This window comes from Janthinobacterium sp. P210005 (assembly GCF_036231865.1).
In the GTDB taxonomy this organism is placed as follows: domain Bacteria; phylum Pseudomonadota; class Gammaproteobacteria; order Burkholderiales; family Burkholderiaceae_D; genus Janthinobacterium; species Janthinobacterium kumbetense.
This window is the reverse complement of sequence record NZ_JAZARC010000001.1, coordinates 2,043,112-2,064,773: the sequence shown is the minus strand read 5'-3', so window position 1 is coordinate 2,064,773 and position 21,662 is coordinate 2,043,112. Positions and strand designations below refer to the sequence as shown.

Below are 21,662 nucleotides of genomic sequence, written 5' to 3'. Positions count from 1 at the left end.
ATTTTTATCACTGTGCGCGCACTGTTTGTTGCGTTGCGATAAAAAACGGGGAGAAATGTTAGAAATTTCTGACTGGAAACAAAAAGCCGTCTAAAATTTGTCTTCAATCCATTGCCGGACACGCTGGCGCCTGCGGGCCGCGCGCTTGTCCGGTTACACAAGAAATCCTTCACATGACATATCGTTTGGTGCACCTGCTTGCGGGTTCCGCGCTGCTGTTCGCCGTCGGCGCCGCCGGCGCTGCCGTTTCCATGGATGACGCTGCTCCTGCCCTGCAGGAAGATGGCGTGCCGCGCTTCGAGATCCGCCGCTTCGACGTCCAGGGCAATACCCTGCTCACGTCGGCGCAGGTGCAAGCCTTGCTGGCGCCCTTTACGGGAATGCAGCGCGATTTTTCCGACATCGCGCGCGCCGTCGAGGCGCTGGAGGCGGCTTACCGCGAGCGCGGTTATAGCGCCGTGCAGGTGCAACTGCCGGAACAGGAACTGGAACGGGGCGTGGTGCGCCTGAGCGTGCTGCAAACGCCGCTGGGCAAGCTCGCCATCAGCGGCAACACGCATGTCGACGAGGCCAACGTGCGGCGCGCCTTGCCGTCCCTGCGCGAAGGCGAGACGCCGAACTTGCCGGCCTTGTCGCAAAGCCTGAAGCTGGCCAACGAAAATCCGGCGCGCAAGATCGAAGTGCGCCTGCAGGCCGACGAGCCGGCGGGCGCCATCGACGCCATCGTCACGGTGGCCGATGAGCAGCCCTGGAAAGCCATGCTCAACGTGGACAATACGGGCAATGCGCAAACGGGCAAGACGCACGTGGGCGTGGTGTTGCAGCATGCCAACTTGTTAGGCCGCGACCATGTGGCCAGCCTGCAATACACGAGCAGCCTGGAAAAGCCGGACAAGGTGGGCGTGTATGGCGCCGGCTACCACTTGCCGCTGTACGCGCTGGGCGACTCGATGGATTTTTTCGCCAGCTATTCGAACGTTGATTCGGGCAGCGTCTCGGCCGGCATCTTCGACCTGGCCGTCAGCGGCCAGGGCAGCATGGCCGGCATCCGCTATAACCAGAATTTTGCCCGCAGCGGCGATTTCGAACCCAAGCTCGTGTACGGCATCGATTACAAGGCGTATCGCAACAGCGTGCAGCTGTTCGGCATGGAGCTGGGCGCCGACGTCACCGTGCACCCGCTCAGCGTCAGCTACATCGGCAACTGGACCTTGCCCACGGGCGAGACCAGCGTGGCCGTCACGTTCGCGCATAACATTCCTGGCGGCAAGCATGGCGCGCAAGCCGATTTCGACCGCGTGCGCGCGCATGCGAAGGCCGCCTACAACACGGTGCGCCTGAGCGCCAGCTCGGGACGCGTGCTGGCCGGCGACTGGCAATGGCGCGCGCTCGTCAATGCGCAAGTCACGCCGGACGCGCTGGTGCCGGGCGAGCAGTTCGGCGCCGGCGGCGCCGCGTCCGTGCGCGGCTTTGCCGAGCGCGAGGTATCGAATGACTCGGGCGCCAGCCTGAACCTGGAGCTGTACACGCCGAACTGGTGCGGCCAGACCCTCGGTTATCAATGCCGCGCGCTGGCCTTCTATGACACGGCCTGGCTGCGCCGCAACCATGCGCTGCCCGGCGAAAGCGCTTCGCAAGGCATAGCCAGCGGCGGACTCGGCCTGCGTTTGCTGCTGAGCCGCTACGCCAATCTGCAACTCGATTACGCCCATGTCGTCAATGGCGGCGACACGGGACAGCGCGATGCCAACCGCCTGCATTTCCGCCTCGCCTTGGCCTACTAGTATCAGGATGAACACCATGCAAAACCACGCCCAGCACGCCTCCGTTTTCATCCTGACGCCATCATTTGCTCCGCCTTGTGCGCTACCCCTGCGCCGCACGGCGCTGGCGCTGCTGCTGGCCGGCTGCTTCGGCGCGGCGCAGGCCAATCCCGCCTTGCCGCAGGTGGTCCATGGACAGGCGACGTTCAACCAGCAGGGCAATGTGTTCTCGATCACGAACACGCCCAACACCATCATCAACTGGCAGAGTTTTTCCATCCATGCCGGTGAAATCACGCGCTTCATCCAGCAAAACGGCAATAGCGCCGTACTCAACCGCATCACGGGACAAGACCCCAGCAAGATCCTGGGCGCGCTCGAATCGAACGGCAAGGTGTTCCTGATCAATCCGAACGGCATCGTCTTCGGTCAGGGCGCGAAAGTGGATGTGAATGGACTGGTGGCGTCCAGCCTGGGCATGACGAACGAGGATTTCCTGGCCGGCAAGCGCCAGTTCACGGCGGGCGGCGTGGCCGGTGCCGTCGGCAATGCGGGCACCATCAACGCGGGCAAGGGCGGACAAGTGCTGCTGATCGCGCCGAACGTGGAAAACACGGGCCTCATCACGGCGCCGAACGGCGAAGTGATCCTGGCGGCCGGGCGCAGCGTGCAGCTGGCCGACCCCGGCAATCCGCAATTGCGCGTGCTGGTGTCGGCGCCCGCCGACCAGGCCCTGAACCTGGGCCAGATCATCGCCCAGGGCGGCAGCATCGGCATGGCCGGTGCACTGGTCAGCCAGCGCGGCGTGCTCAACGCGAACAGCGCCGTCGTCGGCGACAACGGCAGGATCGTCCTCAAGGCCAGCGGCAAGGTGCTGCTCGACGCGGGCAGCGTCACCAGCGCCACGGGCGCGGCAGGCAAGGGCGGCGACATCCAGGTGCTGGGCGAGCAGGTGGGCTTGCTGGGCAATGCGGCGATCGACGCCAGCGGCGCCACGGGCGGCGGCACAGTCTTGCTGGGCGGCGACTACCAGGGCAAGAACGCGGCCGTGCAGAATGCGCGGCAAGTGCTCGTCGGCAAGGACGCCAGCGTCAAGGCCGATGCCATCGACAGCGGCAACGGCGGCAAGGTCATCGCCTGGGGCAATGAATCGGCGCAGGTGCACGGCAGCATTTCCGCGCGCGGCGGCGCGCAAGGCGGCGACGGCGGTTTCGTGGAAACCTCGGGCCATTCCCTGGCCGTGGGCGGCATCCGCGTCGATACGAGCGCACGCCGCGGCAAGCGCGGCACCTGGCTGCTCGATCCCTACGATATCGATGTGGTGCAGGGCGGCGGCGGCAGCCTCGGTGACGTGGACGAGTTTGCCGAAGGTCCGCCCTCCAGCAGCACCAGCATCGGCGCCGACGTGATTTCCAATGCCAACAGCAACGTGACCTTGCAGGCCCAGCACCGCATCAATTTCAGCAGCGCCGTCAATATGCTCCATCCCGGCATCGGCCTGAGCGCCACGGCGGGCGAGACGATCAATGTGTATGCGGCCATCAGCACCAACGGCGGCAATGTGACCTTGTCGGCCAACGACGCCAGCAGCGGCGCCGCGTATGGTTCCGCCGCGAATATCCACCTGAACGCGCCGATCACGACGAACGGCGGCAGCGTGTCGTTGTCCGGCGCCAGCGTGGCGGGCAGCGGCGTGGTCAGCGTCGGCAGCGGCAACCTGTCCCTGCGCGCCAATTTCTCGGGCGGCGAAATCAACCTGACGGGCGGCGGCGCGCGGCTGACGGGCAGCGGCGCCGCCGGCCAGACGGTGACCTTGCAGGCCGACAGCATCAGCCTCGGCGGCACCCTGGATTTCGGCGGCACCGGCGGGCGCGCCAGCGTGGCGATCAAGCCCCTGAGCAGCTCGCGCCTCATCGACCTGGGCAGCAAGTCCGGCGGCGCCCTGGGCCTGGACGCGGCCGAGCTGGCCGGCATCTCTGCATCCTCGCTGACCATCGGCGACGGCAGCAACACGGGCGGTATGCGCATCTCGAATGCGATCAATCTGGCGGGCGACCTGCGCCTCAATTCAGCTTCCCCCATCACGGCCACGGGCGCCGTCACGGTCGGCGGCCTGTTTGCCCTCGACGGCGGCGCGTGGACGCAAAATGCGTCCGGCCTGGCCGCTTTCTCCGCCAGCCGCTTCGCCATCGCGCCGGGCGCCAGCTTCCTGCGCGTGAGCGGCGGCGACGGCAGCACGGCCGCGCCTTACCAGATCGTCGATATCTACGGCTTGCAAGGCATCGGCAGCCTGGGGCTGGGCAACAACTATCGGTTGATGGGCAATATCGACGCCAGCGGCACGACCAGCTGGAACCAGGGCGCCGGTTTTGCACCCATCGCCGGCGGCGATGGCGCAGGGTATGCGGGCATGTTCGACGGCGGCGGTTTTGCCATCAACGGTCTGTACATCAATGCCCTGAACCCGACCGTCAGCTCCGGCGTGGGCCTGTTCGGCAAGGTGCAGGGGGGAACGGTACGCAAGCTGGCCCTGCAAAATGGCAGCGTGGCGGGGGTGAACAATGTCGGCGCGCTGGTCGGCCTGAATGTGGGTGGGACGCTGGACAGCGTGCGCAGCAGCGCCGCGGTCAGCGGCGCCAGCGCCGTCGGCGGCCTGGTCGGCAGCAACGGCGGCACGCTGCGCAATGCCAGCGCCAGCGGCAACGTCGCGGGCATCAATGCGGCCAATGGCGGCAGCATCGGCGGGCTGGTGGGGGCAAACCTGGCCGGCGCCAGTATCGATGCCGCCTACGCCACGGGCGACGTGACGGGAGCGCGCGACAAGGTCGGCGGCCTGGTGGGGAACAATGACGGCGCCATTTCCCAGTCCTACGCCACGGGCGCCGCCCGCGGCGCGGCCAATATCGGTGGCCTGGCGGGACGCAATGGCGGCAGCATCAGTGACGCCTACGCCACCGGCGCCGTCGGCGTGTCGGCCGATGGCGACGTGGCGGTGCCCCGCGCAAACCTGGGCGGGCTGATCGGCTGGAGCGTGGCGGGCAGCAGCGCCAGCCACGTCTACAGCAGCGGCGCCGTGGCCGGCAGCGGCTTTGCGGGCGGTACGGTGGGCGGCCTGGTGGGCCGCGCCGATGTGGGCGCGGGCATCGCGTTCGGTTTCTGGAACTATGAGACGGCCGGCATCCTGATGGACCAGGGCGGCGCCAGTGGCCGCACCACGGCGCAGATGCAGCAGCAGGGCAGCTTCAACGGTTTCAATTTCAGCAGCGTCTGGCGCATCTACGATGGCTATACGACGCCGATGCTGAAGGCGCTCCTGAAACCGCTGCAAGTGAATGTCACGGACAATGCCAGTGGCAAGGTCTACGATGGCCAGCTGGCCGCCTTCCTGGGCACGATAGGTTACGTGGGACTGCTCGACGGCGACGCGGGCGTGAATGGCAGCCTCGGCTACGGGAGCAATGCACGCAATGTGGGTACCTACGGCCTGACGGGGCTGTGGTCGACCAAGTACGACATCACCCTGGGCGGCACGACCACCTATGCCATCACGCCGCGCATCCTGACGGTCGGCATCGGCGGCAATGGCAAGGTGTATGACGGCAACCTTGGCTATGACGGCGCCACCTTCGTGCTGGGCAATGTGGTAACGGGCGACAATATAAGCATCAGCGGCAGCGCCGCCTTCCTCGACAAGAACGCGGGCGGCAGCAAGGCCGTGCACGCCAGCGGCCTGACCCTGGGCGGCAATGAGCTGGGCAACTACAGCCTGGCCGCGACGACGGCGGACGGCACGGCGGCCATCACGGCGCGCATCCTGAATTATGGCGTCTCGGGCGCGCAAAGCCGCGTCTACGACGGCACGCTGCAAGCGGCCCTGGATGGCTATTTCGAAGGCCTGGTGGCGGGCGACCAGGTCGGCATGGCCGGCTTGCTGGGCAGCTTCCGCGACAAGAATGCCGGTACAGGCAAGGTGGTCGATTACCAGGTGGCGACGGGTCACCTGACGGGCGCCGATGCGGGCAACTATGTGCTCAATGGAAATGCGGGCAGCACGACGGCCGACATCGGCGCACGTGCGCTGAACCTGTCCGGCGTGGTGGGTAACAAGGTCTACGATGGCACGACGGGCGCCAGCCTGGTCCTGGGCGATGACCGTCTCGCCGGCGACAGTTTGACGGCCTTGGCAGTGGCCAACTTTGCGGACAAGAACGTGGGCGCGGCCAAGGTGGTGGAGCTCAGTGGCGCGGCGCTGACGGGCGCCGATGCGGGCAATTATTTTATCGTCTTGCCAACGGGCTTGCTGGCCAGCATTACGCCCGCCAGCCTGACCCTGGCCAGCCTGAGCGCGGCCGGCAAGGTGTATGACGGCACCACGAATGCGGCCGTCAGCGCGTCGGCGAACGGCGTGCTGGGCCAGGATGTGGTCAGCGTGGTGGGCGGCAGCGGCAGCTTTGCCGACAAGAATGTGGGCGCGGGCAAGCTGGTGACGGCCAGCGGCTTCCGCCTGGCGGGCGCCGATGCGGGCAATTACACACTGGAAACGATGGGCGGCACGGCGCAGGCAACGATTGCGCAAAAACAATTGTCAATATGGGTCGGCAGCGGCAGCGGCTTGTGGAGCGACGCCGCCAACTGGGACGGTGGCGTGGTGCCGGAAGGCGCGAACGTGCTGGCTGCCGACTTCAGCAACAGCAAGGGCATCGTCACCTACAGCGCGGCGGCCGGCAGCACCATCCTGAAAAACCTGCATTCGGCGACGGGCTTGCTGTTGACGGGCGGCAGCCTGACGCTCGGTGACAGCGCGCTGGACCTCTCCGTGCTGGGCGGCCTGGCCGGCCTGGAAATCAACGGCGGCAGCTTGCTGCTGAACGGCAGCCTGTCGGCGGACCGTTATGCGCAAGGCGGCGGTGTGCTGAGCGGCAACGGTAACTTGCTCGTCGCCAACAGTTTTAATCAGACGGCCGGCGCCATCCGGCTGGCGGGCCAGCTGGCCATCACGCAAGCGGCGGGAGATGTGCGCTTCGCCAGCCTGGCGGCCAACGAGGTGAAACTGAGCGCCCTGAACGGCGCCATCGGCCAGGATGGTGCCTTGCTTGCCGGCAGCCTGGCTGCGCAGGCGCGCGATGGCATCGTGCTGGGCCATGCGGGCAACCAGGTGGGCAGTTTTGCCGCCAGCAATAGCGCAGGGGGCGGCATTGCGCTGAACAATACCTCGGCGCCGGGCACTCTGATCCTGGGAACCTTGGTAACGGGCGCGGGCAACATTGCCATCGATAACACGGGCGGCGTCATGGCCGGCAACATCAATGCGAATGGCGGCAACGTCAGCGTGACGGCGCACAGCCCCGTCACCGTCAACGGCAAGATCGAGGGCAAGGACATTGCGCTCAATGCCAGCACGGATGTGTTGCTGGGCAATGGTGCGCAGCTGGCAGCGGCGCGCGACATCAGCCTGGCGGCTGGCGGCGACATTCGTATCGAAGGCAATGCCCAAGTCCTCGGCGGCGGCAATTTCAGCGCCAGCGCGGGGGGCAATGTGCGCTTTGCGGACACGGCAAGCTTCGCCTTGCCGGCTGCGGCCAGCATGAGCGTGCTGGCGAAAGCGGGCAGCATCACGGGCGAATCGGGCGTGCGCATCAACCGCCAGCGCGCCAACGTCAGCTTGCTGGCGCCGAATGGCACGGTGAACATGGCGGATGCCATCTTCCTGCCTGCCACGACCGTCGACAAGCCCGCCATCGATGCCAGCGCCAGCGCAGCCATCGATGAAGCCTTGCGTATCATCAAGCAGGCCGACCGTGCCAACGCCCCGCTCGCTTCTGCATCGCCAGCCAAGGATGATGACAAGAAGAAAGACAGCAAGGATGTTGCCGATGCCACAGATAAACCCACAGGATACAAATACGATGATGCCGCAAAAAAAATGTACTGCAATTAAGGCCTTGCTGTGGCTGGCCCTGATGTGCGTGGGCGCGCACGCCTGGGCTGGACAGGTGGCGGGTACGGTGATGCAGTTGAGCGGTCCGCTGATGGCCAAGAAGGCGGATGGCAAGATGAAAATCCTGGCCATCAAGTCCGAAGTCGAGCAGGGCGATACCTTGCTGACGGAAAAGGAAACCTATGCCTTGATCAAGCTGATCGACAATAGCGAAATCACCCTGAAACCGAATACCAGTTTCGTGATCGAGCAATTCAGCTACACGGCCGAGCAGCCTGACGGCGACCACGCCATCTTCAGCCTGCTCAAGGGCGGCTTGCGTTCCGTCACGGGCTTGCTGGGCAAGCGCAACAAGGAGCGTTTCGAGATGAAGACGCCGGCCGCCACCATTGGCATCCGCGGCACGACGTTTGTCGCCACCTATGTGCCGGCCTCGGCGCAGGCGGTGCCAACGATGCCGACACCAAGCGGGGGGGCGAGGGCGCCGGGCCTGTATGTCCAGGTGCTCGATGGCTTGATTCACGTGACCAATCCTGCCGGGACGCAGAATTTTGCCGCCGGGCAATTTGGTTTTACGCCCAGCTTCAAGCAGCCGCCCGTGATGCTGCCTGTCAATCCCGGCATCCCGTTCACGCCGCCGCCGGTCTTTTCATCGTCGTCATCGGGCCCGGGCAGCGCGGCAGGCGGCAGCAAGCCGGCCGCAATCGACTGCGTCGTGCGCTAAGCGTCGTCAAACAAGCCCGGCACATCGTGCAAATAGGGCTTGACCTTCCCATCATGGGATAGCAGATCCTGTCCGTATTCGTTACTCTTTCGTACAGGATCTGCCATGAACCAGGCTGCACTCGCCCCGACTCCCCCCAATTCCGTCGCCGCGCACGCGCAGGCGCTGGCCATCGAAGGCATGAGCTGCGCCTCGTGCGTGGGCCGCGTGGAAAAGGCCCTGGCCGCCGTGCCCGGCGTGACCCAGGCCAGCGTCAATCTGGCCACCGAAGTGGCCAAGGTCACGTCCGACACGCCGATTCCCCTGGCCACCTTGCAGGCGGCCGTGGAAAAGGCTGGCTACAGCGTGGCGCAGCGCGAAATCGACCTGAACGTCGCCGGCATGACGTGCGCCTCTTGCGTGGGCCGGGTGGAAAAAGCCTTGCTGAAGGTGCCGGGCGTGCTGGCCGCCAGCGTCAACCTGGCCACGGAAAGCGCGCGCATCAAGGTGACGGGCGAGGCCGATGCGGCCACCCTGATCGCCGCCATCGACAAGGCCGGCTATGAAGCCACGGTGCCCGCCGCCAGCCAGGCCAGCGCGCCCCTTGCCGCGCCGAACCGCGACGGCTTGAAAGTGGCGTTCGCGGCCGTGCTGGCTTTCCCCCTGATGCTGCCCATGCTGCTCGAATGGGCCGGCATCCATCTGATGCTGCCCGGCTGGCTGCAATTCGCGCTGGCGACACCTGTGCAATTCTATTTTGGCGCGCGCTTCTACAAGGCGGGCTGGAAGGCGGCCCGCGCCGGTAGCGGCAATATGGATCTGCTGGTGGCGCTGGGCACGAGCGCCGCGTATGGCTTGTCCGTCTACCAATGGCTGACGGCGGGCGAGATGCTGCCGCACCTGTATTTCGAAGCGTCGGCCGTCGTCATCACCCTGGTGCTGCTGGGCAAATGGCTGGAAAGCCGCGCCAAGCGCCAGACAGCCTCTGCCATCCGTGCGCTGCAAGTCCTGCGTCCGGAATCGGCCCGCGTGCGCCGCGACGGCGTGGAAATCGACTTGCCCGTGGAACAAGTCAAAGTGGGCGACCTGGTGGTCATCCGTCCCGGCGAGCGGGTAGCCGTCGATGGCGTGGTGGTGGAAGGCGCCAGCCAGATCAACGAATCCCTGATCACGGGCGAAAGCTTGCCGGTCGATAAGCATCCGGGCGACAAGGTCACGGGCGGCGCCATCAATGCGGATGGCTTGTTGCTGGTGCGCACGCAAGCCGTGGGCGGCGAGACGACTTTGTCGCGCATCATCCGCCTGGTGGAAGATGCGCAGGCGGCCAAGGCGCCGATCCAGCACCTGGTGGACAAGGTCAGCGCCATCTTTGTTCCCGTGGTGCTGGTGCTGGCGCTGCTGACCATGCTGGGCTGGTGGTTCGCCACGGGCGAGCTGGAAAACGCCATCATCAATGCCGTGGCCGTGCTGGTGATCGCCTGCCCGTGCGCGCTGGGCCTGGCCACGCCGACGGCCATCATGGCCGGCACGGGCGTCGCTGCCCGTTACGGCATCCTGATCAAGGATGCGGAAGCGCTGGAAGTGGCGCACGCCGTCAATACCGTCGTGTTCGACAAGACGGGCACCCTGACGGTGGGTAAACCTGCGCTGGCGGCCCTGCATGCGCATGGCATCGACGATGCCCGGCTGCTGCAACTGGCGGCCAGCATCCAGCGCGGCAGCGAGCACAGCCTGGCGACGGCCGTGCTGGATGCGGCGGCCGCGCGCCACCTCGATCCCTTGCCAGCCACGGGCCTGTCGGCCTTGCCGGGGCGCGGCCTGGCGGCCCAGGTCGATGGCCTGGAACTGAAACTGGGCAGCACGCGGCTGATGCAGGAGTTGCATGTAGACATGACGCCGCTGGCGGAACAGGCATTGTCCCTGGAAGCCACGGGCAACACGATTTCGTGGCTGGCTGCGGGCACGCAATTGCTGGGCCTGTTCGCCTTTTCCGACCAGGTCAAGCCGAACGCACAGGCGGCCATTGCCCATCTGCACAGCCTGGGCATCCGCACGGTGATGTTGACGGGGGACAATCAAGGCAGCGCGGACGCCGTCGGCAAGCTGCTGGGTATCGACACGGTGGCGGCAAAAATGCTGCCGGCCGATAAAACCGCTAAAATTGTCGCGCTGACAGGCGAGGGCGCGAAAGTCGCCATGGTGGGCGACGGTATCAACGATGCGCCCGCACTGGCGGCCGCCGACGTGGGCATTGCCATGTCGACAGGCACGGACGTGGCCATGCATGCGGCCGGCATAACCCTGATGCGCGGCGATCCGGCCCTGGTGGCGGACGCCATCGATATCTCGCGCCGCACCTACAGCAAGATACGGCAAAATCTGTTCTGGGCCTTCATTTATAACCTGATCGGCATTCCGCTGGCCGCCTTCGGCTTGCTCAACCCCATGGTGGCGGGCGCGGCGATGGCCTTCAGTTCCGTCAGCGTGATCAGCAATGCCCTGTTGCTGCGCCGCTGGAAAGCCCGCAGTCATACAGGTAGCGCGCATACCAAGGAGCAACAAGGATGAATATCGGCCAGGCGGCAAGCGAAACGGGCGTATCGGCAAAAATGATACGCTATTACGAAAGCATTACCTTACTAAAACCCAGTGCGCGCAGCGACGCCGGTTACCGCATCTACACGCCGAACGATTTGCACGCCTTGCGCTTCATCAAACGCGCGCGGGGCCTGGGTTTTTCGCTGGAACAGATCCGCGAACTGCTGTCCCTGTGGCAAAACGACCAGCGTGCCAGCGCGGACGTGAAAGGCATCGCCCTGGCCCACGTGGCCGACTTGAATCAGCGCATCGCCGAACTGACGGAAATGCGCGATACCCTGGCCCACCTGGCGCAATCGTGCCATGGCGACGACAAGCCCGATTGCCCCATCCTGCAAAGCCTGGGACTGGCCGGCGATCCGGAAGCGAAACCATGTTGCCATTGATGTAAATCAACGGAGGTGTGCATGGCCTATGAACTGTACTACTGGCCCACGATACAGGGACGCGGAGAATTCATCCGCCTGGCGCTGGAAGAGGCGGGCGCCGAGTACCGTGACATCGCCCGCTTGCCCGCACGCCCGGGGCAGGGCATGCCCGCGATGCTGGCCTGCCTCGATGGCGACAGCACGCCCCAGGCCGCCTACGCGCCACCCGTGCTGCGCGACGGCGACATGCTGATCGGCCAGACGCCGAATATCCTGTTGTACCTGGGCCGGCGCTTGGGCCTGGCGCCGCGCGCGGAAGGCGGCCGTTTGTGGCTGAACCAGTTGCAACTGACGATGGCCGACTGGCTGACGGAAGTGCATGACACGCACCATCCGCTGTCGATGAATCAGTATTACGAAGAGCAACAGCAGGCGGCCGTGCTGCGCAGTGCGGATTTCCGCGCAACACGCTTGCCGAAATTCCTGTCCTACTTCACGCAAGTGTTGCTGAGCAGCCGCGGCCCGTATCTGCTGGGTACAAAGCTCACGTATGGCGACCTGTCGCTGTTCCAGATGCTGGCCGGTTTGCACTATGCGTTTCCGCAAGCCATGGCGCGCCTGGCGCCCGAATATTCTGCCTTGTCTGACCTGCATGACACCGTGGCGGCGCGGCCGAATATTGCCCATTACCTGCGCTCGAAGCGCCGGATCCCGTTCAATGAAGAAGGCATCTTCCGCCATTACCCCGAACTGGACGGGTAAACAAAAACAGCCGGCGCATTGGCCGGCTGTCGTGTCCTTGCTGTTTATTGCGCGCTGGTGACGGGGTAGCCCGCCTCCACGATGGCCGCGCTGATGGCGCCCAGTTCGCTCGATGACTCCACCGTGACGCACTTGCTGGCCAGGTCGATCTGCACCTGGGCTTGCGGATCGATGCCTTGCACCGCTTTCGTGACCGAGCCGACGCAATGGCCGCAGCTCATGTTTTCAACTTGTAACTGATACATGGCAAGCACTCCTTGAATGATTAAGTGCTGCCACTGTAAGCCTTCCCCCGATGGTAAGGTCAAGGGGAAAGCTGGCATGTGGATCAATTCAGCAGGAAATCGACGGCTTGCATGGGCGGCGGCACGTTCTCATCCTGCACGGATTCGCGCAAGCTGATTTCAATGCTGCGGCACATGGCCGACAGCGGCAGATCGTTGGCGTCTTCGCCGAACGGTTCCTCGATCTCGTCGCCCAGCGCATCGAGGCCAAAGAAGGTGTAGGCGACGATGGCGACGACGAACGGCGTCATGAAACCGAGCGAATCGACGAGGCCGAAGGGCAGCAGGAAACAGTACAGGTAGGCCGTGCGGTGCAGCAGCAGTGAATACGAGAAGGGAATCGGCGTGCTGCGGATGCGCTCGCACGAGGCGCCGGCCGCTACCATGGCCGAGACCGTGTTATCGATCTGCGTGGCAAGGATGCTGTCGATGCGGCCTTGCCGGACGCAGTCGGCCAGGTCGTGGCCCATCTGCAGCATCAGGTAGTCGGACGGGTTCGTGGCCTGGCAAGCCGCTTCCCATTCGGCCGGGCGCAGCAGCGGCTGCAAGTCGGCAGGTCCGCGCGTGTCGCGCAGCTGGTGGCGCAGGGCATGGCAAAAGGCGATGGTGCGGTAAATCATGCGCACGCGCACGTCTTCCAGGCCCAGCCTGGCGTGGGCCGGGATGTCGTCGCGTATCATCGTCTGGCACTGGCGCGAGAAATTCCGGCTGCGCAAGACCAGTTCGCCCCACAGCTTGCGCGCTTCCCAGTAGCGGTCGTAGGCGGCCGTGTTGCGAAAGCCCAGGAAGATGGCCAGCGGCAAGCCGATCAGGGTAAACGGGATGGTGGTGAGGATGACCTTGTGGTCGAACAAGGTGCCGTGGCACCACGTGACGAGGGTGGCGATCAGGGTATTGACGATGAGCGTGGTGCGGATGCGCGGCAGGACGGAGCCGCGCACCACCAGGAACAGCCGCAGCGCCGAAGGACGCTCGCGCACGATCATGATGGGCTCCCTGTCGGGTGCTGGGCTGGCGGTGAAAGCCGTGCCCTGTTCTTGTTATTGAAAAACCATTGTGTGGAATGGCAGAGTGGCAAATGCCGGGAACAAAAAGCCCGCAGTGTGTGCGGGCTGAGCTGGGTGTGCATGGGACGCAGTGTAGGGGAGACGGCATGAGTATAGGCCGCCGTCCCGCTTCCCGCCAATTCACAGTGATAATGGATATTATTCATTTCATGAATGAATATTTCATTTGTAAGTGAATGTGTGAATTTCAATTGCCCGCATGCCGCCCTTGCCGCAGCTTCGTGCGGTGTTCCTCTTGCTGTCGTTTCAATGCGGCACTGGCTGCATAGTCGTTGCGGAACCACTTCGGGTTCTTGCTGCGGCCTGGCCATGTGCAATCGGCCAGGTTGGCGATATCGGCGCAGTCGCAGGCACAGTCGCCGCAATCGGGGACCTGGAGATCGCAATACCCTGCCTGCGCCCGATGGCGCGCACTGCGGCCCCTGGCGTGCTGGGGCTGGGTCTGGGACTGGGCCTGGTGCAGGCGGTGGTGTGCGCTGCAGCTGTGCAAGCGGCGCCGCAGCAGGGACAGTCCCGGCCGCAAGCCATGGCGGGCGATGACCTTGCGGCCATACACGGAACAGCTGTCGCGTCCCGTGAGCACGCGGTAGGCGCAGGAAAACCCTTTATGGGGCGACAGATAGCGCTGGTAGGCACCGATCGCCCACAGGGCCAGCTGCGTGCCGCAGGTGTCGAATGAGAAAATGCGCTCTCCTTGGCCGGTCGCGTTTATTGGATGGAATGGTGGTGCGAGCATACGACAGGTCTGCAAAAAAGAATAGCGCCAGCCCACTACATCCCTATGCTTTTCCAGCCATGCCAGGCAAACGCCGCCAGCCACGCCAGCAAGATCGCCAGACCCGGCAGCAACAGCCATTTTGCCGCCGTCTCTTCCCACGCCACAAAAGGTCGTCCACCTCGGGCGATGGCCAGCAGCGCCTGTCCCCCGTTCAAGCCGGCAAACGGCAGCAGGTTGAAGGCGCACAGTTTCAACGAGAACAGGGCGAACACCAGCGCAAAGCCGTGCGTGCGAGCAAAGGTTTCCCCTTCACCCAGCAATTCCTGCGCCGTTGACAACGGCGCCAGCGCGCCATGGACGATTTGTCCGAAGGCCGCGACAAAGCGCTCCCAGCCTTGCGGCCCCATGAGCCAGAGCGCCACGGCCAGCAGCACCGCCACGCCGCTCAGGGGCAGCAGCACCTGTTTCCACAGCGGCTGGAAGTTGTAGGCATCGCGGCAGGGATCGTCGTCGTACAGCGTTTCCTCGCGCGTATCTTTCAGCACCACGTTGCCGGCCAGGGGCAGCAGCTTGATGTGGACTTTTCCCCAGGCCAGCAGGGTCGGTCCCACGCCATAACTGATTTGGCGCACGCTGATGCCCAAGGCATGGGCGCACAGGGCCATGATGGAAATGTGGAGGAACATGAAAAGGATGAAGCAGAGCAGCAACTGCAGGGCGGGATGCATCGGGTGAGGTGTCCTGGTGGAATGGAGCGGTATTAGAACATGTCGCAGGGAAAAGTCGCGCACATGAAAAAAGCCCCGCCTGCATCGCTGCAGCCGGGGCTTTCGAATGACCGGGCAGCTTGCGCCGCCCGCTGGAACTTATAGCACTTCGCTGGCGTGGTCGGCCAGGCGCGAACGCTCGCCGCGCGCCAGGGTGACGTGGCCGCTGTGGGTCCAGCCCTTGAAGCGGTCGACCACGTAGGTCAGGCCGCTCGAGCCTTCCGTCAGGTACGGCGTGTCGATCTGGGCGATGTTGCCCAGGCACAGGATCTTCGTGCCGGGACCGGCGCGCGTGACGAGGGTCTTGACTTGTTTCGGCGTCAAGTTTTGCGCTTCATCAATGATGAGGAACTTGTTGACGAAGGTGCGGCCGCGCATGAAGTTGAGCGACTTGATCTTGATGCGCGAGCGGATCAGGTCTTGCGTTGCCGCACGGCCCCATTCGCCGCCATCGGAGTCGGACTTGTTCAGCACTTCCAGGTTGTCGTCGAAGGCGCCCATCCATGGCGACATCTTTTCCTCTTCCGTGCCTGGCAGGAAACCGATGTCTTCGCCCACCGGCACCGTCACGCGGGTCACGATGATTTCATTGTAGAGCTTGGTTTCCAGCACTTGCGCCAGACCGGCGGCCAGGGCCAGCAGGGTCTTGCCGGTGCCGGCCTGGCCCAGCAGGGTGACGAAGTCGCACTCTGGATTCATCAGCAAGTTCAGCGCGAAATTCTGCTCGCGGTTGCGCGCCGTCACGCCCCATACATTGTTCTTCGTGTGGCTGAAGTCGCGCAGGGTTTGCAGCACGGCCGTCTTGCCGTTGATCTGTTTCACCTGGCCATAGAACGGCGTTTCGCCGTTTTTCGGTTCCAGGTAGATGAACTGGTTGACCAGCAACGATGGAATGAACGGGCCCGTCACGCGGTAGAAGGTGGAGCTGTAGCCGTTCTTGCTTTCCTGCCACGATTCCATGTCCTTGCCGTGCTTGTTCCAGAAGTCGTCCGGCAATTGCACGATGCCCGAGTACAGCAAGTCCGTGTCTTCCAGCACATGGTCGTTGAAGTAATCTTCGGCTGGCAAGCCCAGGGCGCGCGCCTTGATGCGCATGTTGATGTCCTTCGACACCAGCACGACGGGGCGGCCATCCTGTTCCGACTCGAGCGAGCGCACGACGGCCAGGATCTGGTTGTCGGCCTTGCCTACTGGCAAGCCAGCCGGCAAGTCGGCGCTTTGCAGGCGCGTCTGGAAGAACAGACGGCCCTTGGCATCCTTGTTGCCCAGCTTGGACAGCAGGATGCCGTGCTCGATGGCGTCGTCATCCGTGTTGCTGATCAGGGCGTCCAGGGTGCGGGAGACCTGGCGCGCATTGCGCGCCACTTCCGTCATGCCCTTTTTATGGTTGTCCAGCTCTTCCAGGGTCATCATCGGCAGGTACACATCGTGTTCCTCGAAGCGGAACAGCGACGATGGATCGTGCATCAGCACGTTCGTGTCGAGCACGAACAGCTTGCTGATGCCGCGCTGGTCGGCGGCGCGGCTGGCGGACGACTTGAGCTGGACTTCGACCGCCTTGTGCTTGGCCGGATGTGGCTGCTCGACTTGCTTGACGGATTTCAGCGGCGTGACCTTGCCCTTGGCTGCCGGCTTGGTTTGCGCGGCAGGAGCAGGGGCTGCGGCCACTGGCGCCGGTGCGGGCGCCTGTACCGGCTTGGCGACCATCAGGGCCGCCACTTGCTTGATCTTCGTGGCCGCATTGCGGACCGGCTTGGCAACTTCGGCGATCGCCGCTTCAATGATCGGTGCAGCCACTTTCTTGGCTGCCGGGGTTTTGGTGGCCGGGCGCGCTGCGCCTGCGGTTGGGTAATCTTGGGTGGCCAGGATGGTGGCTGGCTTGCTCGGTAATTTTGGCAGTGGCATCAGGATCTCAATCAAAAAATTTCTGGAATGAATCGCCCATGGGCAGCCAGCTTCTGGCGGCACTTCTCATGGGGTGGATGCGGGGGAACAACAATGCTACAGGACGAGTAACTGCCGGAAGGCCGGCAGCATGGCCGGTCATGGACGCCATCGGCGGGCTGCAGGCCCGCCTGGCGGAGTGGATGGAGGCGCTTCGTTGACTCAAAATGGCGATAGGTACCGTGAACTGAACTGCGGTTGAACTAAGCTCGCTGGAAGCCGGCAACGCGCATTGGATCAAAATGGACGATCAATTCAGATGCGCTACGAATTCCAGCACTTCTTCCACGTGAGTTGCGACCTTCACGCCTCTCCATTCTTTCACCAATCGGCCCTGGGCGTCAATCACAAACGTACTGCGCTCGACGCCACGGACCGTCTTGCCGTACATCTGTTTCATCTTCATGACGTTAAACAGCAGGCAAACGGCTTCGTCCGGGTCGGAAATGAGCTCGAATGGCAGCTCCAGCTTGGCTTTGAAGCTTTCGTGCGAGCGCAGGGAATCGCGGCTGATGCCGTAGATTTCCACGCCGGCGGCGACGAATTGCGAATACGCATCGCGAAAGGCGATGTTTTCCGTGGTGCAACCAGGGGTGTTGTCCTTCGGATAGAAAAACAGCACCGTGGCCTTGGCCGGGCGGCCCAGCAACTGAAAGGTCTTGCCGCTGGTCATCGCGGCGCTAAAGTCGGGTATGCTAACGAGGGATTGGCTATCAGCCACAGGTTCTCTCCTGAACGGTGATCATCAGCGCTGTTTTTAATCTGGCAACGCATCCAGGTGCAACAATACAGCATTCAGGCCGCTTTGCCCTGCACAATCAGGCGTCCCGAACGGCCTGGCAACTCATCCCAAGTGACGGGACAAACGGGCAAGTCCGTATTTTTTATCTTTTCATAATAATCGCCCATCGCTGCAAACTGGTAGCCCTGGGCTTTCCAGCCAGCCAGCAGTTGTTCGAAAATGGGGGCGAGTTTCTGTCCTTCAAGTTCCGCATGCAAGGTATATACGTGATCGCGCGGATTGTCGGCCGTCAATGACAGGATATGCGCCGCAACATTGCCGGTCGTGATCAGTTTGCCATCGATTTCGCAGCCCAGCAATTCATCCAGGGTGGGCAGGGTGGTGGGCAATTGCACGCATTGCAGGATCGTGTTGCCGTTGCGCACGCGGTGCGGGCCATTGCTTGGATGCAGCATGGCGCCGCGCGCGTCGAGCATGGCGCGGCCATCGGAGGCATAGCGGTAGCCGGCCGTGTCGTGTTCGACAAAGGCGCTGACATTCATTTGCCAGCCGGCCGCGCCGTGCGTGTGCGGCTTTGTTCCAAACACTTGTTCGTAGCGGTTGGCGGCCTTGCGCATCATGTTGATGGTCCAGGCGGCGTTGCGCTTGGCCACGTTGTCTTGCCACAGGGTGTGATCCCAGGTGTGGATGCCGCACTCAAAACCGGCATCGCGCACGGCGCGCAATTGCGCCGCGCATTGCTTGCCGATATCGGGTCCCGGCAGCAAAGTGCCGTACATCAATGTTTTCAAGCCGTAGTGCTCGACCACCGAGGTGCGCGATACCTTGCTGAAAAAGCCGGGTTTCAAGGCGCGCCGCAGGGCCCAGCCCGTGTGGTCGGGGCCCAGCGAGAACAGAAAGGTGGCCTTGGCCTGGTGCGCGGCCAGCATGCGCACCAGATTGCCCATGCCTTCACGGGTGCCGCGATAGGTATCGACGTCGATTTTCAGGGTCAGGAACGGCTTGCTCAACATTAATCCATCAGTGCTTTGGCTTGGGCTACCTGGCTGCGGTAGGCGTCGAAAATGTTGCGCAGGGAATCGGCCATGGTGGTGGTCGGCGCCCAGCCCAGCTCTTCGCAGGTATTCGTGATTTTCGGCACGCGGTTTTGCACGTCCTGGTAGCCGGCGCCGTAGTAGGCGCCCGAGGTCGTTTCCACGATTTTCACGTGTTTCGCGCCTTCGGCGTATTCCGGGTATTCGGCGGCCAGGGTCAGCATCATGCCGGCCAGGTCGCGGATCGAATAGTTATTGGTCGGATTGCCAATGTTGTAGATCTTGCCGCTGGCGATGCCGTTCTTGTTGGCGATGATGCGGATCAGCGCATCGATGCCGTCGTCGATGTAGGTGAATGCACGTTTCTGCGCGCCGCCATCGACCAGCGAGATGTTCTCGCCGCGCACGATGTGACCGAAGAATTGCGTCACCACGCGCGAGGAACCTTCTTTTGGCGTGTGGATCGAGTCCAGGCCCGCGCCGATCCAGTTGAACGGACGGAACAGGGTGAAGTTCAAGCCTTCCATGCCGTAGCCCCAGATCACGCGGTCCATCAGCTGCTTGGCGTTCGAATAGATCCAGCGCGGCTTGTTGATCGGGCCGCAGATCAGTTCCGAGTTTTCCGGGTCGAATTCCTCGTCATGGCACATGCCATACACTTCCGAGGTCGACGGGAAGACCAGGTGCTTGCCGTACTTGGCGGCCGAGCGCACGATCGGCAGGTTGGCTTCGAAGTCCAGTTCGAAGACGCGCAGCGGCTGCTTGACGTAGGTCGAAGGCGTGGCGATGGCGACCAGGGGCAGGATGACGTCGCATTTCTTGACGTGGTATTCGACCCATTCCTTGTTGATCGTGATGTCGCCTTCGAAGAAGTGCATGCGCGACTTGTAGTTGTCATCTTCCAGCAATTCCGTGATGCGGTCCGTGTTCATGTCCATGCCGTAGACATGCCAGTCGGTGGTTTCCAGGATGCGCTTGGACAGGTGGTGGCCGATGAAGCCGTTGACGCCTAAGATGAGGACTTTTTTCATGTGAGATTCTCTTGAGTTAAATCAGTGTGTGCTGACGCGGGTGGTCAGACTTGCTTGCAATTGTTGAGCCGAAATCGGCTCCCCGGCAGCCCTCAGCGCGGAAATGGCCAGCATGCGGCCGTCTCCGCAGACGCCAAAGATGCAATTATCCACTACCGCCAAGCCCGGTGGCAAACTTCCTGCGGAAAGCTTGCTCAAACGGGCTTTTTCGATAATGTAAATGACATCATTGACTTCGGTGAAGGCGCCGGGATAGGGGGGCGCAACGGCACGGTGCAGGTTGTAAACCTGCTGCGCGGGTAACTTCCAGTCGATCCTGCCATCTTCGGGTTTGCGGCCGCCAAAGTAGCCGCCCTGGCGCAAATCGTTGAGCTGGCGCGGCGCCGTGCCGTCCAGCAAGGCCGGCAGCACGTTCCACAGGGTTTGTTCCGCCGCCACGGTGACCTTGCCGAAGACTTCGAAGGCCGTGTCGTCGGGCAGGATGGGCACGGCCGTTTGCGCGACGATGGCGCCGGCATCGGGCTTGACCGTCATTTCATGCAGGGTGGCACCCGTTTGCGGGGCGCCATGCAGCACGGCCCAGTTGACGGGCGCGCGGCCGCGGAACGCCGGCAGCAGCGAGCCGTGCATATTGTAGGCGGGCGCGACTTCCAAGATGCTAGCCGGCAACATGTGGCGGTAGTAAAAACTGAACAGCATGTCCGGTGTTGCCGCCTGCACCTGCGCCAGCAACTCGGGCGCGCGGGCGTCCGATGGCGTGATGTACGGAATGCCTTCCGCCTGGCACAGGCTGGCGACGGATTCGAACCACAGGTTTTCCGTGGGGCTGTCTTCGTGCGTGACGACGAGGGCGATGTCGACGCCGCCGGCCAGCAGCACCTTGATGCAGCGCACGCCCACATTGTGGTAGGCGAAGACGACGGCGCGCGGGGCGCCCATCAGCGGCCCACCTGGCGCTTTTCCAGGCGCACGTACGATGGCGCCTCGGCTTCCGCCTGCGTCATGCCGTCCTGCAAGATGGTTTGCACCACGTAGCGGGGACGGGCGCGCACTTGCTGGAAGATGCGTCCCACGTACTCGCCCACCAGGCCGATGCCGAACAGGATCACGCCCATGAAGAAGAAGGCGATGGCGAACAGGGTGAACACGCCTTCGGCTTCCGCGCCCAGCAGGAAGCGGCGTACCAGCAGGAAGACCACCAGCAATGCCGAGCCCAGCGACAGCGCCATGCCCAGCATGGAAAAGATTTGCAGCGGAATCAGCGAAAAGCCCGTGACCAGGTCGAAATTGAGGCGGATCAGGCTGTACAGCGAGTATTTCGATTCGCCGGCCGCCCGTTCCTCGTGTTCGACGATGATTTCCGTCGGCTTGCGGGCAAAGGTGTAGGCCAGTGCCGGCACGAAGGTATTGACTTCGGCGCATTGGTTGACGAGGTCGATCACGTTGCGGCCATACGCGCGCAGCATGTTGCCCTGGTCGGTGATCTTGATATTCGTGATTTTTTCGCGCAGGCGGTTCATCATCTTCGAGGCCAGCGTGCGCCAGGCGGAATCTTGCCGCTTGCGCCGGATCGAGCCCACGTAATCGTAGCCTTCGCGCATCTTCGCCACCAGGTTGCCGATTTCCTCGGGCGGATTCTGCAGGTCGGCGTCGAGCGTGATCATGATCTGTCCGCGCGAGGCTTCAAAACCAGCCAGGATGGCCATGTGCTGGCCATAATTGCCGTTGAACAAGATTACGCGCGTGACGTCCGGGCGCTGGCGGAACTGTTCCGCCAGGATGGGTACCGAATTGTCGCGGCTGCCATCGTTGATGAAAATGATCTCGTAGCTCGTCTGGAGGGCGTCGAGGGCCGGATACAGGCGGGCGAACAGGCTGGCCAGGCCATCTTGCTCGTTGTAGATCGGAATGATAATGGACAGTTCAGGTTTCATCGGCGCGCT

Annotated in this window: 16 protein-coding genes; 6 read left to right on the top strand and 10 right to left on the bottom strand. The window is 63.4% G+C overall.

Going from position 1 to position 21,662, the window contains the following annotated elements; genetic code table 11:
• The first annotated feature begins 173 nt into the window (after positions 1 to 173).
• The 6 genes from VPH40_RS09130 to VPH40_RS09105 all read left to right on the top strand — a co-directional run bounded on the left by VPH40_RS09130 (position 174) and on the right by VPH40_RS09105 (position 12,132).
• On the top strand, positions 174 to 1,784 hold the full coding sequence (locus tag VPH40_RS09130) for a ShlB/FhaC/HecB family hemolysin secretion/activation protein (RefSeq protein ID WP_328573254.1): 1,611 nt from the start codon (positions 174 to 176) through the stop codon (positions 1,782 to 1,784).
• Between the two features lie 16 nt (positions 1,785 to 1,800).
• Positions 1,801 to 7,701, top strand: coding sequence for a YDG domain-containing protein (locus VPH40_RS09125; RefSeq protein ID WP_328573253.1), 5,901 nt, complete (start codon positions 1,801 to 1,803; stop codon positions 7,699 to 7,701).
• On the top strand, positions 7,670 to 8,425 hold the full coding sequence (locus tag VPH40_RS09120) for a FecR family protein (RefSeq protein ID WP_328573252.1): 756 nt from the start codon (positions 7,670 to 7,672) through the stop codon (positions 8,423 to 8,425). The genes VPH40_RS09125 and VPH40_RS09120 overlap by 32 nt, the downstream gene beginning before the upstream one ends.
• 105 nt (positions 8,426 to 8,530) lie before the next feature.
• Complete coding sequence (locus VPH40_RS09115) at positions 8,531 to 10,972, top strand: heavy metal translocating P-type ATPase (protein ID WP_328573251.1); 2,442 nt, start codon at positions 8,531 to 8,533, stop codon at positions 10,970 to 10,972.
• Positions 10,969 to 11,388, top strand: coding sequence for a Cu(I)-responsive transcriptional regulator (cueR, locus tag VPH40_RS09110; RefSeq protein WP_099667007.1), 420 nt, complete (start codon positions 10,969 to 10,971; stop codon positions 11,386 to 11,388). Before VPH40_RS09115 ends, cueR begins: the two co-directional genes overlap by 4 nt.
• Positions 11,389 to 11,409: 21 nt before the next feature.
• Positions 11,410 to 12,132 (top strand): glutathione S-transferase, encoded by a 723-nt coding sequence (locus tag VPH40_RS09105; RefSeq protein ID WP_328573250.1) that lies wholly within the window; start codon positions 11,410 to 11,412, stop codon positions 12,130 to 12,132.
• A gap of 44 nt (positions 12,133 to 12,176) precedes the next feature.
• On the opposite strand, the gene VPH40_RS09100 is transcribed toward VPH40_RS09105, so the two are convergent.
• The 10 genes from VPH40_RS09100 to VPH40_RS09055 all read right to left on the bottom strand — a co-directional run bounded on the left by VPH40_RS09100 (position 12,177) and on the right by VPH40_RS09055 (position 21,653).
• Positions 12,177 to 12,377 carry a heavy-metal-associated domain-containing protein gene (locus VPH40_RS09100; protein WP_328573249.1) on the bottom strand — a complete coding sequence of 67 codons (201 nt, stop codon included), beginning with the start codon at positions 12,375 to 12,377 and terminating at the stop codon, positions 12,177 to 12,179.
• Between the two features lie 83 nt (positions 12,378 to 12,460).
• Entirely contained in the window at positions 12,461 to 13,402 is a 942-nt protein-coding gene (locus tag VPH40_RS09095; protein ID WP_328573248.1) for a bestrophin family protein, read from the bottom strand.
• 268 nt (positions 13,403 to 13,670) lie between these two features.
• A complete protein-coding gene (yidD, locus tag VPH40_RS09090) occupies positions 13,671 to 14,219 on the bottom strand; it encodes a membrane protein insertion efficiency factor YidD (RefSeq protein ID WP_328573247.1) in 549 nt (182 codons plus the stop codon).
• Between the two features lie 35 nt (positions 14,220 to 14,254).
• Entirely contained in the window at positions 14,255 to 14,929 is a 675-nt protein-coding gene (locus VPH40_RS09085) for a site-2 protease family protein (protein ID WP_328573246.1), read from the bottom strand.
• A 138-nt stretch (positions 14,930 to 15,067) separates the two neighbouring features.
• Complete coding sequence (locus VPH40_RS09080; protein WP_328573245.1) at positions 15,068 to 16,873, bottom strand: PhoH family protein; 1,806 nt, start codon at positions 16,871 to 16,873, stop codon at positions 15,068 to 15,070.
• Positions 16,874 to 17,162: 289 nt separating this feature from the next.
• Positions 17,163 to 17,633, bottom strand: a complete 471-nt coding sequence (locus VPH40_RS09075; RefSeq protein ID WP_034785468.1) for a peroxiredoxin — start codon at positions 17,631 to 17,633, stop codon at positions 17,163 to 17,165.
• A 74-nt stretch (positions 17,634 to 17,707) separates the two neighbouring features.
• Complete coding sequence (locus VPH40_RS09070) at positions 17,708 to 18,667, bottom strand: polysaccharide deacetylase family protein (RefSeq protein ID WP_328573244.1); 960 nt, start codon at positions 18,665 to 18,667, stop codon at positions 17,708 to 17,710.
• Positions 18,667 to 19,719, bottom strand: a complete 1,053-nt coding sequence (locus tag VPH40_RS09065) for a bifunctional UDP-4-keto-pentose/UDP-xylose synthase (RefSeq protein WP_070290550.1) — start codon at positions 19,717 to 19,719, stop codon at positions 18,667 to 18,669. The genes VPH40_RS09070 and VPH40_RS09065 overlap by 1 nt, the downstream gene beginning before the upstream one ends.
• A 21-nt stretch (positions 19,720 to 19,740) precedes the next feature.
• The gene (locus tag VPH40_RS09060; RefSeq protein WP_328573243.1) at positions 19,741 to 20,658 is read right to left on the bottom strand and encodes a formyltransferase; all 918 of its coding nucleotides are present in this window, start codon (positions 20,656 to 20,658) and stop codon (positions 19,741 to 19,743) included.
• The gene (locus VPH40_RS09055; protein WP_251350449.1) at positions 20,658 to 21,653 is read right to left on the bottom strand and encodes a glycosyltransferase; all 996 of its coding nucleotides are present in this window, start codon (positions 21,651 to 21,653) and stop codon (positions 20,658 to 20,660) included. The genes VPH40_RS09060 and VPH40_RS09055 overlap by 1 nt, the downstream gene beginning before the upstream one ends.
• Positions 21,654 to 21,662: the final 9 nt, after the last annotated feature.

Coding starts and splice junctions, on each gene's coding strand:
- VPH40_RS09100 (WP_328573249.1), bottom strand. CDS start 12,377: ATGTATCAGTTACAAGTTGAAAACATGAGCTGCGGCCATTGCGTCGGC.
- VPH40_RS09120 (WP_328573252.1), top strand. CDS start 7,670: ATGATGCCGCAAAAAAAATGTACTGCAATTAAGGCCTTGCTGTGGCTG.
- VPH40_RS09065 (WP_070290550.1), bottom strand. CDS start 19,719: ATGAAAAAAGTCCTCATCTTAGGCGTCAACGGCTTCATCGGCCACCAC.
- VPH40_RS09085 (WP_328573246.1), bottom strand. CDS start 14,929: ATGCATCCCGCCCTGCAGTTGCTGCTCTGCTTCATCCTTTTCATGTTC.
- VPH40_RS09060 (WP_328573243.1), bottom strand. CDS start 20,658: ATGGGCGCCCCGCGCGCCGTCGTCTTCGCCTACCACAATGTGGGCGTG.
- yidD (WP_328573247.1), bottom strand. CDS start 14,219: ATGCTCGCACCACCATTCCATCCAATAAACGCGACCGGCCAAGGAGAG.
- VPH40_RS09055 (WP_251350449.1), bottom strand. CDS start 21,653: ATGAAACCTGAACTGTCCATTATCATTCCGATCTACAACGAGCAAGAT.
- VPH40_RS09070 (WP_328573244.1), bottom strand. CDS start 18,667: ATGTTGAGCAAGCCGTTCCTGACCCTGAAAATCGACGTCGATACCTAT.
- VPH40_RS09115 (WP_328573251.1), top strand. CDS start 8,531: ATGAACCAGGCTGCACTCGCCCCGACTCCCCCCAATTCCGTCGCCGCG.
- VPH40_RS09105 (WP_328573250.1), top strand. CDS start 11,410: ATGGCCTATGAACTGTACTACTGGCCCACGATACAGGGACGCGGAGAA.
- VPH40_RS09125 (WP_328573253.1), top strand. CDS start 1,801: ATGCAAAACCACGCCCAGCACGCCTCCGTTTTCATCCTGACGCCATCA.
- VPH40_RS09080 (WP_328573245.1), bottom strand. CDS start 16,873: ATGCCACTGCCAAAATTACCGAGCAAGCCAGCCACCATCCTGGCCACC.
- VPH40_RS09095 (WP_328573248.1), bottom strand. CDS start 13,402: ATGATCGTGCGCGAGCGTCCTTCGGCGCTGCGGCTGTTCCTGGTGGTG.
- cueR (WP_099667007.1), top strand. CDS start 10,969: ATGAATATCGGCCAGGCGGCAAGCGAAACGGGCGTATCGGCAAAAATG.
- VPH40_RS09130 (WP_328573254.1), top strand. CDS start 174: ATGACATATCGTTTGGTGCACCTGCTTGCGGGTTCCGCGCTGCTGTTC.